The organism is Paenibacillus sp. FSL M7-0420, assembly GCF_038002345.1.
Taxonomy (GTDB): domain Bacteria; phylum Bacillota; class Bacilli; order Paenibacillales; family Paenibacillaceae; genus Paenibacillus_AQ.
Window position 1 is genome coordinate 6,965,063 of the sequence record NZ_JBBOCJ010000001.1, and the last position, 13,178, is coordinate 6,978,240.

Genomic DNA, 13,178 nt, shown 5'->3' on the forward strand with positions numbered 1-13,178 from the left:
TTTTTCCCGAATTACTTGTTCAAATATTTCCTGCGGTACAACCTGTAACCGATAGTGAGCAGACCGCCGAACAAGAGCAACGCAGCCAGGATCACGATGATGAAGAATTGATTCTGCACGCTGAACAGCTTGTTGAAGCTTGTCGCCTGCTTCTCCTTGTACTGGAAATCAACGGCGACCTTCTGCGGGGTATAATCGACATCCAGTGTGTTGCCATCCAAGCGGATCACCCCGTCAGCAGACTCAAGGGTGTGCATATCCGTGCGGACCGTATGGGCCTCCTGCTTATAGTCTGCGAAGGTATACCATTCCGCATTCAGATTCTGCAGAAGTTCCTCCAGCCCGCGCTCATCCTCCGGCAGGTCCAGCGTCACCGCCGTATTCAGCGGAAGCTCCGGCATCGCCTTGCCTGTTCTGCCAATTCCCTGCAGCAGTGCCGGGGGCAGACTGTACAGAGAGGAAGAGAAGGGCGCTGAGGTGTCTGTCTGCTCCATATAATGGGTCTCTCCGTCCGGGAAGAGCACCGCCGAATTGAAGAACCCCATGCCTGCGGCAGAATACTCCTTGTCATACGTCCAGTAGCTCTCGGCAGCAACGCCGAGCGGTGCCACGCCCCCTTCCGCCAGCACATTAATGAACTGATTCATCTTCCCGCGCAGGGACCGGTCATTCGAATTGATCGGCGGTCTGACCGCAGGGGCATTGACCACGATGCTGCCGTTGCGGGACTGGACGGCTCTGAGCGCCTCCAGATACCGCTTCATCGCGGGGAAATCCGTATTCGCGAATACCGGACGGACACTGGCGATGAAGGGAATACCGCTTCTATACAGGCGGTCTGCCATCTGCTCCAGCAGGTTCAGATCCGAGAAGGGATAGATCTCCTTGATTACCAGATACATCTGCGGCTGTGCGGTATAGTGCAGCCAATCCTTCAGCACATAGGCCGCAGCCATGGCTGTGAAATCGCCCTGCTTCAGATAAGGCAGATATGCGGTCCGGCCGCTGCTTACCGCAAACGGCGCCTGCGTCCCCGCATCTGATGAGGACCACGTTCCATAAGAACGCCCCGCGTCCGAAGCGGTTATATAAGGCATCCCTTCGGCCTCCACCGGAATTCCGGTGAATCCGCCGATGGAGAGACTTGCGCCCGCTCTATGCCATACCCCGGTCTTCAGCCGCAGCGTCTGCTGCATCCGGGCAGGCGGTCTATATCCAACATGCAGCATAGCCCCCTTATACCCGGCAGCCTCCTGAAGGTAGGCTTGATTCGTAATCTCAAGCTCATCATTGTTAATCACAGTGATCACGCCGGAATAGCCCTTCATGCCGCCCGGCTCATAAGAGGAAATAGGCTTCAGCGTGACCTGTGCGCTGTAGGCGGCAAGCAGCCGTTGCAGCTCGGCCACATTCCCTTGCTGGCCTGAATTATTCGCCAGACTGTCGAACAGCAGCAGAATCCGCTGCGCCGGAGCCGGAGAAGCGGCAGCGGTTGCCGGACCGGCAGACGGCAGCAGATCACCCGCCAATACAATTAACAGCAGAATGACGATCCCTCTGCGTCTCACATGCCCACCCCTTTATTCAGTGCCGGATATTCCTTGAGCGGCCGTGCAGACGGCGCGGACGGTGCAGACGGCACCGATCTGCGTGATGAGATGCCGCGGCCGATTACGCTGGCAGCCGTCTGGAAGATGATCAGGTCGAAGGCCAGCGTGAACAGGAATTCATGCTTGGCAATATCCGCGTCACCTGCCCCGATAATGGAGACTACGATACCCGACAGTCCGACCAGCATGGTCGCCAGAATCACCAACAGACGCTGCATGCCCCGGAAATCCCGGGTACGGATGGACCGGACGAAGGATGGCATATAGACCCCTATCGTTACGGCCATCCAGAGCAGAATGAAGGCAAAGGGACGGGGTGCCAGCTTCTCCTTAAGTGTGCTGTACAAGCTGAAGAAATGACTCTGCGCCCGGAACTCCTTGCCTGCGGACTGCTCGTAGTTCCCCATGGCCGCCGGCTTAATTTTATAGGCACTCTCAGCAGCCGTATCCAGAATCGAGCCCAGCTCATTCGGGTGAGAAGCATAATAGGTCAGAATGGAGACGAAGCCGTAACGGCTGTAGAAATTTTTATCCAGCAGCTCGGATTTCACATCCACCGTCCCGTATTGGTCATAGTACGTATTCTCTTTGAGAATTGCGTATTGTTCATTGATTCCGAAGGAGCCAAGCGCCGTCTCCGGGTTCTTGGATTCCATCAGCACCCCGCGCGTCATCGCATGATACTGGTTAATATTCACGAACTCTTTGGAGATATTAAGATACGTCGCAATTCCGGCGAACATCATCAGACCGGCCGACAGGAGCGTGACCCAGCGGAACAGCTTATCCCGGCGGATCAGCACCAGCGGAACTGAGAGCAGGGAAATTACCATCCCCACCGGAGCATTCTGCTGCTTGGAGGTGGTCAGGATCAGGGTGCTGATCAGCAGGATCGCCAGCATGGCATAATCGTTGTATCTCTTCCGGTACAGCAGCAGCCAGGAGGCGAACACCAGAATCATGGTCACCATCACCAGGCTCTCGCCGAAGAAGGAGCTGAAGTAGTTGGTATACCCCGTATCCCCGAAAATGAACACCGCAAGAGCCGCGACTGCCATCCCCCGCTTAAGTGACATTTTCAGCGTGATTGCTTCAACCAGCAAGTAGACTGCGGCAACATACAGCACGGTGTAGATGGCAGCCTGGAAGCGGATATCGAAGACCTCGCGGCTGAAAAACAGCTTGTTGACGAAGATCGCCAGCTTGATGAACAGGGACTGGGAGGAGACCACCATCGTGCTGTTCTCGTTGAAATATTGAAAGATTCCGAACTGCTTCACGAAATAACCGAAGTACTGGCTGTCATAGTCCGGAGCATTGAAATACAGGCCGTTGCTATATATAATCCGGTAAAAGTCTCCGTTATCCGCCATGCCGATATAAGGGGAGGTAAACAGCGAAATAGCCGTCACCAGCAGCACGCAGAATGCGGCGGCAAATGCCGGAGTAATCCGAAAGCCAGCTAACGTGATACCGGGCCGGGTGGATGTAAGCTCTAGGTTGTTTATCATTCCGATTCCCCTTTTGGTTATATTATGGAGCCTTATAGGAGTAAGCCAGCAGTGCCATCAGGTTATCAAAAGAGTATGCCTGCCCGGAGGCAGGATCACCGAAGCCGCCATATAGCGGACTCACAGGATCTGTCACCCTGAATTCATTCATCCGTTCTATACTGGACTGATAGAGGTCACCATCCTCCAGCACGGCTCCAATCATGGCTGTGAGCGCATAGACCGCTGTTGAACGGATATCATTAGCCGGCTTGCCCTCACGTGTATATTGTCCGAATAAGGTTCCCGCTGCGACCTGAGCTTTGATGAAGCTGATGCTGGCCGGCTTTTGACGGCCGGTCTCTGCCAGATGAAGAATAGTCAGCAGAGATTCTACCGAGTTGATGCCTTCAGAGCTGTACTGTCCGCTCTGGTAATCGAAGCGGGTCTCATAGAATGGAAAAGAATCGGACAAATATCCCTCCTCCAAAATACCGCTCATATTCTTCAGCAAATTCTCTTTTAATTCGCTAGATATCGACAATTTCTGCAATACACTCAGATCAATATAACACAAAGTTACGAAGCTGTTGACCACTTTCAAATAATTGTCATAGATGTCATAAATGTAATCTTTTTTAGTATTGTTTTTATAGAAACGTTCTCCATATTTATCAGCTTCTCTGGTATATTCCGGCTGGCTAAATGCCTGCCCTGCCTCATATAACGCTCCGATCATCCGCAGGTCATCCACCGCTGCATTCACGGGATAACGCTTCTGCTGCCTGGGACTGTAGCGGTAGCTGAAGCCGCCCTCCATATCGAAGGTTCTGCGGGCCGTCTTCCACTGCCGGTCGAACAGCTCCTGATTGCGGGTCCTGACAGCAGTCTCCATCAGAAGAGACGCGGACTCGCTCAGAATCTCATGGCCTGTAGCCACCTCTGCCGCTTCAGAGGTCTCCTTCAGATTCGTATATACGCCATCGGGTCCTGTAAGCTGCGTATTTATGAAATGAAATAATTCCCGCTGTTCCACTGTAGGCTCAAGCTGCGGCGCTTCATCCGGCCGTGTAGTCCCTGCGGGAGAGACTGCCGGAGTATAGACGGGAGAGGATGGCGCCGGTCCGGCCTGATTGCCGCAGGAGGTTAGCAGGAGCAGCGACATCCCCAGAACAGCAGCCTTGCTATATCTGTTTTCCAATCGATCACATCCTTAAATGACAACTACCAATTGATCCATACTAATATAACGGTAATTATTGTCACATTATTTACTGTTTCTTCGCACATTATGTGCCGCTATCACATATTTCTCCTTTTCCGCCAGAAAAAGAGCCGCTCCATGTCTTAACGACTGGAACAGCTCTTATGAATGCTTAGGTATTCTCTATCTCTAGCTCTCTTTAATTCTCCGGTACGTAGCCTCATCAGCGACGATGTAGAGTCTGGCGTCTGCCGGAATCGCCTGGTCAAGCTTACGGTTAATGCCCAGATCGCCGCGGTCGGACAACAGGGTCGCCCCCTGGCGCAGCAGATCCTGAAAGGCCTCTCCATAGGTTGTCCAGCCGCTGCGGCGGGGAATCTCAAAGATATCATCCCCGTGCTCGCGGCTGAGCAGCTGAGTAATGACCTCTGAATTGCCCTCCTGCAGGGCAGAGCGGACGGCCAGTCTGGAGATGGCATCATGGGAGAGCACGAACTCGTTCACCTGCACATGCTTGAAGTTCTGAATGTTCTTCTCCTGCATAATCTCTACGGTAGTATGTACCTGCGGGGCAATCCGCTCAATGCTGGAAGCAATCAACAGCGACTTGCCGTCGCTTAAGGAAGCTTCGTCAATACGGGTGTCGCTGAACACAATCGCTGCTCTGGCGCTCCCGATATTCGCCTTCAGCAGAATGTCATCGCTCGCAGCATCGCCGCTGATGAAGTGGACCTGCTCCATGGATTCCAGCGGATGCCGTCCGTTCTCATCAATAATGACTACTTTGCATTCCCCGTCGTAACACAGAATCTCATCCACTGCCGCCTGTGTCTTGCGGTTCCAGTTAATCAGCACCACATGATTGTGCCCGTGAAAGGTCAAGGTTCCGGCTCCTCTCCTGCGCTGCATCTCGCCCATGGCATCGATAATCTTGCCGATCACCAGACTGAGCAGACCGATGCCAAAGATATATAAGAAAATCGTAAACACCTTGCCGGTGACGGTAGCGGCAAAGTAATCGCCATACCCGACGGTAGCCATGGTGGTCATTACCCAATAAAAGGCGTTGAACCAGCTATGAAACGTATCCGGCTCCAGCAGGAAGGCGATGGTTGCACTTAGAAGAATGAAGGCCAGAATAATAAAGGCAATGGACTTCTTCTTGAGATGAAGCAGCTTACCGGATAATTGGATTAGAAAATGCAATGCTCATCCCTGCCTCCCGGGTGAATTGAGCCGGCGGGCAGCAGCCTGCACCAAGTCCCTCGCGGAGCGCAGCCGCTGACCGCATGCCAGGCTTTCTAGATAATCAGACTGCTGACCGCGAAGGCCGTCCCGATGAACACCATGCAGAGCATGACGCCGACCGCAACATTTCCCTTCTCCAGCTGCTCTGAAATCCGGAAGCCGGGCGTGAACAGCTCGAAGATCCAGTAAGAAGCGATCAGGCAGACATACCCCACAGCGAACCAGAGCATCATGAACCAGATGGAGGTATTTGTGTAGGCGGCCACGCCTAGAATGACCGCCGTAGCCAGGAACTTGCCGCCGAACGCCAGGCCTACCGCAACATTTCCCTTTTTCAGCTCCTCCATATCCTTGAAAGGAGTCATGAGCGCAAAGATCACCATACCCAGCACCTGAAGCAGAACAATGGTCAGAATACTAACCACCAGATTAATTACGATCGTCATTTAGCCCACCCCCGAAATTTCGCATAGGCCGAATCATAGTCGGCGAAATCATGTACTTCCTCCAGCACCACTGAGACTTTCTTCTGCTTCTCCAGCGCGGTATAGCGCTTGTCGTCAATCGGCTGCTTGATCCGGTTGCCGGAAGGCAGCTCCAGCACTGCGAAATTTCTGGTCTTGCTCTGGTATTCCGTCTTGTACACGCCAACCAGGTCCACATCCGTTGTGATGGACACCTTGAGATTAGCCAGATCCTCTGTGGCCGCCTTCTGGTCGGCGTAAGACTTAAGTGTCGTCCAGGCGGACAGCTTAATCTCATTCTTCTGGTCAGCGTCCGTTATCAGCTCGGCATCCATGAACTGGAGCGTCCAGACGGTGTCGCCTGTAGCATAATTCCCGTCGTTGGGAAGCAGCTCATTATCCGGCAATATAGTCATATCGCTGCCGACCAGATCGCCAACCTTGCCTTCCACCACCCGGTAATCCCATGGTACACGCGATACACTATCCGACGTATCAGTGCCGGTATGAAATACACTGCCGCCGCTGTTCGCTGAGCATGCACTCAGCACCATAACCGCCAGCAGCAGCACTGTAGTCAGCAGGGTGCCCCGGGCTCTGCGCCCGGCAGCATGCCCCTCTCTATCCTTGAACATCTTCAAGCCCCCTCACTCCTAGCGCGATAAAATGACTGGCATTGCCTGTAATCGGCCCGCCGGCCCGGCCAAGCAGCCCGCAGGGCGTTCCGTTAATGACGAACATGCCGGTCAGCAGGTGCAGCTCGCCCTCCGCCGTCATGATCCGGGCCATTTCTGCCCTTTTCTGATAGACCACTGGGAAGAGCTGGCTGCTGTCGTAGCCTTCCTCGTCTTCGATCTCAAGCGCGCCGCTGTCATCAAAGATCCGTACAGATCCGCCTTCGCGGCCGAATACAGATTTGGATACAAAGCTCTCTGAGAACACTGCCTTATTGTACGTCGGCAGGATGTACCGGGAGATTGCCTCGCGTTCCGGCTCTGTGAACAGCAGGCCAAGCTCGTACATTCCCCAGACAGCGGCCATCAGCCCCTTGGACTGGAGAATGATGCTATGCGGTCCGTTGAACAGCTGGAGCTTCCCGCTCTCAATGGCGTAGGCCAGAGCCTCGCCTCCTTCATCTACGGCCATCCACTCCTTCGGATACAGCGCGAACATCCGCTCTATGATCCGGTTCTCTCCGTCCTTGACCACACCCTCATCAATCCACAAATCCAGGCAATCGACACAGCGGACATCCAGTCCGCTATGCGCGGCCAGAGCCTCAATCGTTCCGCTGTCCTCCTCATGGCTGCCATAATCCACACAGGCTACCGTGTCGGGGCGCTCCACGCCCCAGGCTGCAGCAAGCTGCTGCTTCATGGCCGCATTCGCGCTTCCGACGCCTGCTTCCGCGCAGATCCACGGCGTTGCAATGGAGGCCTCCACATAGCCGGTCGGAGTATCCGCATTCAGCTCCAGCAGCTTAATCGTACCATCACCTGCCACGGCAAAATCGAACCGGGCATACCGGCTGATCAGTCCCGGCTCCGGCAACGGACAGTCATCCAGCATCTGCCACAGCACCGGCGGAATCCCAAGCAGGTCGTACAGGTCATGTCTGAGATGGACATAACGCACGGCCTTATCCAGAATCGCCCAGAGCGCGGCGGCGGCTTCCTTCAATTCCTGATAGGTCTCGCTGCGCATCACAGCCACCGCATCCAGCCAGTATTCCTCGTCCTCCAGATCGGCCCAGGTGAAGCCCAGCTCACGCAGCCGCTCAACCCGGGGAGCGCGCTCCAGACCGGACTGGTCTATATACTCGAATGCCTGCTCCGCCCGGATCATCCGCCGAACCCGCTCTTGCCGGAGCGCACCGAGCTTTTGCCGGAGCTTTTAGAGCCGGATTTGGATTTGCTCGAACCCAGCCCGCTGGAGGTGCCGCCGATACCGCCCGATTTGGAAGAGGTATTCCTTCTGGTAATGGAGCCGGTGGATGAAGTTGAGGTCTTCGGCTTCACCACCGAGCCGGCCACCGGCTTGTTCTGGAATCGTCCGCTATTATAGGAAGGCGGCTTATAGGTATTGCGTGTACCACCATAATAAGTAGGCCGGTCATTGTACCAGCCTCTGGAAGAGTAGAACGAACCGCTATTGAAGAGCATGTGATACAGAAGCACATCATCCCAGCCGAAGCCCGAGTTATACCCGCCGTAGTTGTTGATTACCGTCGTGCCGCCAGAGGTTACTGCCCCTTGCCCTTCCTGGACCTTCTCTTCCTGGTCTTCCGGATATGGAATACTCCAGTCTACATTCTTGTCGAAGTATTGCTTAACCTCCTCGGTAGACCAGGAGACCAGCTTAGGCTCCTCACCGCCTGTGCCGCTTGCGCCTGCACCTCCGGGAATGAATAACGCGTTAGCCAGCAGGGCAATGCCGAGCGAGGTGGATAATACGCGGACCGGTTTGCCGTCCGGGGTGAACAGCCTGCTGACTGCGGGTTCTTTAGCATTTTCGTCTTTTGCCAACTTGGGGCCTCCTTTCCTGGTATTCATCCTTAACCTTCCGTACGCATAGGAACCAGCAGAAGCTCCAGCTTCCCTTCATCCACATTCAGCCTTCCCTCTACCGCCTCGAACTCACGGCCGCCAACGACAATATAATTGACATGCTCAAGCGCCGTAACCATATTCATGCTCCAGACGCGCTCTTCAATCATTTGCAGGTCGCCTTCAGGCAGCTTCTCGAACAGGATGACCTTCAACCCGTTATCCATTCTACTCCATCTCCTCTTGAATACTCGTATGCTTCTGATACGCTGCTATGACTCTTTCGTTTCAACTCCCGCAGCCTTGAATATGTATACCACAGCATATAAATAATAATGACAACAAGCAGTTTTGCAGTGGCCGGCTACGGACTTACAATACCTTCTGGACCCAGCTGTCCATGACCTGGTCAGGGCGGATGCCCAGCTCATTCTCCAGGAGCTCCTTGTATTTATCGTAGTGTGTCCTGAATCCGATGAAATCCCCCAGGTCGGCGTAACTTCGCAGAATCAGCCTGCAGAGCTGGTCGGAATAAGGATCGGCTGCCTGCAGCTCCAGCAGCCTCTCCAGTGCCAGCCGGGGCCGCCCGGAGGACAGCTCATATTCGGCGGAATGCAGCGCCATGCGGATATACCGGACCTGCAGCTCCTTGCGCCGGATCTCTGCCCAGTCGTAATGATGCTCCTGCAGGTAGTCTCCACGGTACAGCTTCAATATCTTTTCCCGGCGCAGCCATTCCTCTTCTGACTCCACAGGCGTACCGGCATAGCCCAGCTCGAACTCCTCCACATCCAGCAGCACCTGCTCCTTGGTCAGCCTGTACCGCTCCTGCGAGAATTCGACGAGCACCTCCATATCCCAGGCCTTCAGCAGCTTGCGGATATGGTATACCGTAGTATGCAGGTTCGTTACGGCCTTCTCGGGCTTGAAATCGGGCCAGACGAGATCCACAATGGTGTCCTTGAGTATCCACTGGCCGCGGTTATGCAGCAGCAGGGCGAAGACCTCCTGCGCCTTGCTGGTTCTCCACTGCATTTTGCGCCCCGGCTCCGTGCTGTCTGTGAATTCAAGCCGGTGGAAGCAGAGGATTGACAGCTCCTTGACAGGCGCCGGTGTAGGCGGCATCTTCACTTCAGGACTCTCCTTGCCGACTTCCAGCCGCTCAAGGGTTTTGCTTAACCGCTGGGAGGTCACCGGCTTCAGCAAATAATCAGCTGCATTGAGTTCAAAGGCTTCGATCGCATACTCGCTGTATGCGGTAATATAGACAATCCGGGTGCTCCGGTCCATACCTGCAATGTATTCACCTGCTTCCAGCCCGTTCATCTCCGGCATCCCGATATCCAGGAAGACAATATCCGCCTTCTCCCGTTCCAGATGCGCAAGTCCCAGGCGTGCCGAGGTGAATTTCCCGGTGATTTCCACACGCCCATCCTTCAGAAGCATACGCTCCAGATGCTGCAGCGCCGGCTTCTCATCGTCAATCAATATGGCCTTCATCAGTCGGACTCACCTCCTCTTCGTTCGTAGTTCTCAAATGCCTTTAGGTGGGGATGGTATATGATATAGCGGTCCCTCTTCCCGGTACACTGTCAATATTCAGGCCTGCTCCATACATCTTGAGCAGGCGGTGCTGAATATTGCGCAGTCCGATGCCCCCCTCTGTCCGCTCTTCCGAGAGGACCTCCGCAATCTTCTCCGGGGTCATACCTACACCGTCATCCGTGACTGCTACCTTGAGACAGCCGGGCAGCAGTTCGACGGTCAGCCGTACCGTCCCTCCGGCCTCCTTCTGCATCAGGCCATGATTCACGGCATTCTCCACAATCGGCTGGATGCTCAGCGGCGGAACCATAGCCATCACATCTTCCGGCACATCGAACTCGATGTTCAGCCGTTCATCGAACCTCGCCTGCTCCAGCGCAAGATAGGATTTGACCAGTCCCAGCTCCTTCTCCATGGATACCGTCTGTCCCCGGTTCTGGAAGTCGAAGCTGCTCCGCAGGTATTGGCTGAGGTCCAGCAGCAGCTCCGTGGCCTTGTCCGGGTCCTCCGGACAGACCGAGATAATGGCATTCAGCGCATTATATAAGAAATGCGGCTTGATCTGCGCCTGGAGGAAGGCAATCTCCGACTGGACAGATACACGGATTGACTTGCGCATATCCAGCAGGGTCTGCATCCGTGCCTTGAATTCGCGCACCTCCACCGGCTTGCTCAGATAATCATTCGCTCCGGCCTCGAAGGCTGCGAGGATATCATCTGGGCGGCTGCTCGCCATCAGTACCAGAATCGGCAGCTCGGACAAGGTGAACCGTTCACGGATGGCCTTACAGAGCAGAAGCCCGGGCATCTCCGGCATTACCCAGTCGGCAATCACCAGATCAAGCTCAGGATGCTGCTGGATGATCTGGATCGCCTCAGCCCCGCTGCTGGCGGTAATCACAGAATGTTTATCCAGCTGCAATACGCCTACCAGCACGCGGAGGTTAACGGGATCATTATCCACTACCAGAATGGAGCAGCAGTCTTCAGCCGGCAGCTGCACAGGTTCTTCTCCGGGAAGCGTGTACGAAGGCGCCGTCTCCCAGCCGTGAAGCTCTCCGAATTCCTCCTCCAGCAGTGCATGACTCCTCTGCAGGATCGGCTGGGTGAAGCTGAAGACGGAGCCTTGCCCCAGTTCGGAATGCACCTCAATCTCCCCGCCCGTCAGTTCTACCAGCCTCTGGGTAATGCTGAGGCCAAGCCCGTTCTCACGGTAGACCTTACTGGCGGCAGGACCGCTTGGATCATTGGCATCGAAGATCGTACGCAGACGCTCAGGCGCGATACCCTGGCCAGTGTCTGTTATGATGATGGCAACATACTCTTCTTTAACCTCAGCAGACAGCGTTATCACGCCTCTGGGCGTATAATTCACTGCACTCGCGAGTAAATTATGCAGAATCTGAGCGAACCGCTGCTCATCCGTCTCCAGCAGCGGAAGCTGCTCCGGCAGATTCAGCCGGAATTCCAGCTGGCTGTTGCCGTAGACCTGACGGGTGACCGCCATAATGGAGGAAGCTGCCATGCGGAGATCGACGGCCTGCCGGCGCAGGAAGAGCGCGCCGTGATTCAGCTTCGCAAAGTCCGACATATCATGGATCAGGGCTGTAAGCCGCTTGCCGGTGGAGACAATCGTGAGCAGCTGATCCTGCTGGGCAGCGCTGATGGAGCCGGCCGTCCCCTGAGCCAGCACCTTGGCCATGTTGACGATCCCCTGCAGCGGCCTCCGCAGTTCCTGCGACGTATCGGAGATGAAGTCATCCTTCAAGCCGTCAAGCGACAAAAGGCGGCGTGAGAGCTGTTCCACTTCGCGGAAGGAAGCTGCGTATTGCCGGGTCATAAGGATCGCCTGCACGAACCCGAACAGGAGTATCTCGTAGGAGATGATGAAATAGCTGAAGGTCATGCCCATGAAGCTGACCAGATAATAGATAATGACCACGCTCAGGCTTTCAATACTGACCATCATCAGGAACATATTCTTCGGATTGCGCCGGGTGCCCTGGACCATGGAGTAGAGCACGAAGCCCAGGCTTACCGAGCCCCAGGTCAGCAGCAGCACCTCCAGATAGCTGAACAGATAGGCCGGGACGAAGGCAGCAATCAGCAGCAGGAATGCCGTAACCAGCCTGGAGGCCTTAATTACCCCGATAGACATCGGGTAATTCACTGAATTGGCGACATAGTGCAGCAGATAATAATAGACCAGTGTAGAGGACGCGAGCTGCAGCTTGAGTATAATCTCGTAAGGGAAGCCCGGCAGTGCCGCCAGGATAAGCTTTTCGCCGTGCGTAAAAATGTAGACAAAAGCCGCTATGCAGAACAAGCCCAGATACAATGTGACCCCCCGGCTCTCCCTCACCTTGGAGAACATCAGCAGGAAGAGGGCTAGCACGAAGAATCCGATCAGTGCAGCCCCGTCTACAAACAGGGCAAATTCCCTGTGCTTCAAAATAGCGGCCTGATTACCGATCACAATCGGCTGAACGATCCCGCCTGAGGAGTAGCTATAGTTAGCTGCCTGCACAATAATCTCCATGGTATCCCCGGTTACCGAGGCGAATCCCATAAAAGGCATGTTATTCTGTCTGCCCTCAGAGGCCGAGGCTGCCGGGGTTCCGCTGCTTCCAATCTCCTGCCCGTTCAGATAGACCTTGCTGGCACTGCGGATGTTGCTGGTGCGCAGGCCGTAGACCATGTCTTCCCCTGGGGCAATCATCGCCTGAAGGCGGTATGTAGCATAGCCTTTGGCTCTGCGCTCGCCCTGTTCGGAGATATCGTCGTTCCACTTCCCCGGGACCTGAATCATCGTAGAGGGGGCGGGGACCTCCTTGCCAGCGTTCACCGGATGGAAATCCCCGGGCGACAGCAGTACATCCCGGTACAGCTCCCACTCTCCGTCCAGCTTCATAATCCCGTCGTGGCGGGCGTCCCAGGAGCGAAGGTCAATCACACCCTGCACCGCCTGCGGCCTGTCCCCCTTAATCTGATGTGTCTGGAGGACCGAGAGCAGCGGAACGATCAACACCAGCACCAGACTGCCGAGAATGCTCAGCCAATACTTTCTCATG

General features: G+C 55.2%; 11 protein-coding genes. All 11 read right to left on the minus strand.

Going from position 1 to position 13,178, the window contains the following annotated elements; genetic code table 11:
* Positions 1-11: 11 nt before the first annotated feature.
* Positions 12-1,568 (minus strand): hypothetical protein, encoded by a 1,557-nt coding sequence (locus MKX51_RS29850; protein WP_340994894.1) that lies wholly within the window; start codon positions 1,566-1,568, stop codon positions 12-14.
* Positions 1,565-3,121 carry a glycan biosynthesis hexose transferase WsfD gene (wsfD, locus tag MKX51_RS29855; RefSeq protein ID WP_340946299.1) on the minus strand — a complete coding sequence of 519 codons (1,557 nt, stop codon included), beginning with the start codon at positions 3,119-3,121 and terminating at the stop codon, positions 1,565-1,567. Before wsfD ends, MKX51_RS29850 begins: the two co-directional genes overlap by 4 nt.
* Positions 3,122-3,143: 22 nt before the next feature.
* A complete protein-coding gene (locus tag MKX51_RS29860) occupies positions 3,144-4,301 on the minus strand; it encodes a hypothetical protein (protein ID WP_340994895.1) in 1,158 nt (385 codons plus the stop codon).
* A 192-nt stretch (positions 4,302-4,493) separates the two neighbouring features.
* On the minus strand, positions 4,494-5,510 hold the full coding sequence (locus MKX51_RS29865) for a potassium channel protein (protein WP_340946296.1): 1,017 nt from the start codon (positions 5,508-5,510) through the stop codon (positions 4,494-4,496).
* Positions 5,511-5,605: 95 nt separating this feature from the next.
* A complete protein-coding gene (locus tag MKX51_RS29870; RefSeq protein ID WP_339311995.1) occupies positions 5,606-5,998 on the minus strand; it encodes a DUF350 domain-containing protein in 393 nt (130 codons plus the stop codon).
* Positions 5,995-6,651, minus strand: a complete 657-nt coding sequence (locus MKX51_RS29875) for a signal peptide protein (protein WP_340994896.1) — start codon at positions 6,649-6,651, stop codon at positions 5,995-5,997. The genes MKX51_RS29870 and MKX51_RS29875 overlap by 4 nt, the downstream gene beginning before the upstream one ends.
* Positions 6,638-7,861 (minus strand): glutathionylspermidine synthase family protein, encoded by a 1,224-nt coding sequence (locus MKX51_RS29880; protein WP_340994897.1) that lies wholly within the window; start codon positions 7,859-7,861, stop codon positions 6,638-6,640. Before MKX51_RS29880 ends, MKX51_RS29875 begins: the two co-directional genes overlap by 14 nt.
* Entirely contained in the window at positions 7,858-8,541 is a 684-nt protein-coding gene (locus tag MKX51_RS29885; protein ID WP_340946292.1) for a hypothetical protein, read from the minus strand. Before MKX51_RS29885 ends, MKX51_RS29880 begins: the two co-directional genes overlap by 4 nt.
* Positions 8,542-8,570: 29 nt before the next feature.
* Positions 8,571-8,789, minus strand: a complete 219-nt coding sequence (locus MKX51_RS29890; RefSeq protein WP_036691939.1) for a hypothetical protein — start codon at positions 8,787-8,789, stop codon at positions 8,571-8,573.
* Positions 8,790-8,934: 145 nt separating this feature from the next.
* Positions 8,935-10,062: a response regulator gene (locus MKX51_RS29895; RefSeq protein WP_340946291.1), complete on the minus strand. Its 1,128-nt coding sequence runs from the start codon at positions 10,060-10,062 to the stop codon at positions 8,935-8,937.
* Between the two features lie 43 nt (positions 10,063-10,105).
* Positions 10,106-13,177 carry an ATP-binding protein gene (locus tag MKX51_RS29900; RefSeq protein WP_340994899.1) on the minus strand — a complete coding sequence of 1,024 codons (3,072 nt, stop codon included), beginning with the start codon at positions 13,175-13,177 and terminating at the stop codon, positions 10,106-10,108.
* Between the last annotated feature and the right edge of the window lies 1 nt (position 13,178).

Excerpts from the sequence above, each read along its gene's own strand:
- wsfD (WP_340946299.1), bottom strand. The coding sequence starts at position 3,121 with ATGATAAACAACCTAGAGCTTACATCCACCCGGCCCGGTATCACGTTA.
- MKX51_RS29870 (WP_339311995.1), bottom strand. The coding sequence starts at position 5,998 with ATGACGATCGTAATTAATCTGGTGGTTAGTATTCTGACCATTGTTCTG.
- MKX51_RS29875 (WP_340994896.1), bottom strand. The coding sequence starts at position 6,651 with ATGTTCAAGGATAGAGAGGGGCATGCTGCCGGGCGCAGAGCCCGGGGC.
- MKX51_RS29880 (WP_340994897.1), bottom strand. The coding sequence starts at position 7,861 with ATGATCCGGGCGGAGCAGGCATTCGAGTATATAGACCAGTCCGGTCTG.
- MKX51_RS29890 (WP_036691939.1), bottom strand. The coding sequence starts at position 8,789 with ATGGATAACGGGTTGAAGGTCATCCTGTTCGAGAAGCTGCCTGAAGGC.
- MKX51_RS29895 (WP_340946291.1), bottom strand. The coding sequence starts at position 10,062 with ATGAAGGCCATATTGATTGACGATGAGAAGCCGGCGCTGCAGCATCTG.
- MKX51_RS29900 (WP_340994899.1), bottom strand. The coding sequence starts at position 13,177 with ATGAGAAAGTATTGGCTGAGCATTCTCGGCAGTCTGGTGCTGGTGTTG.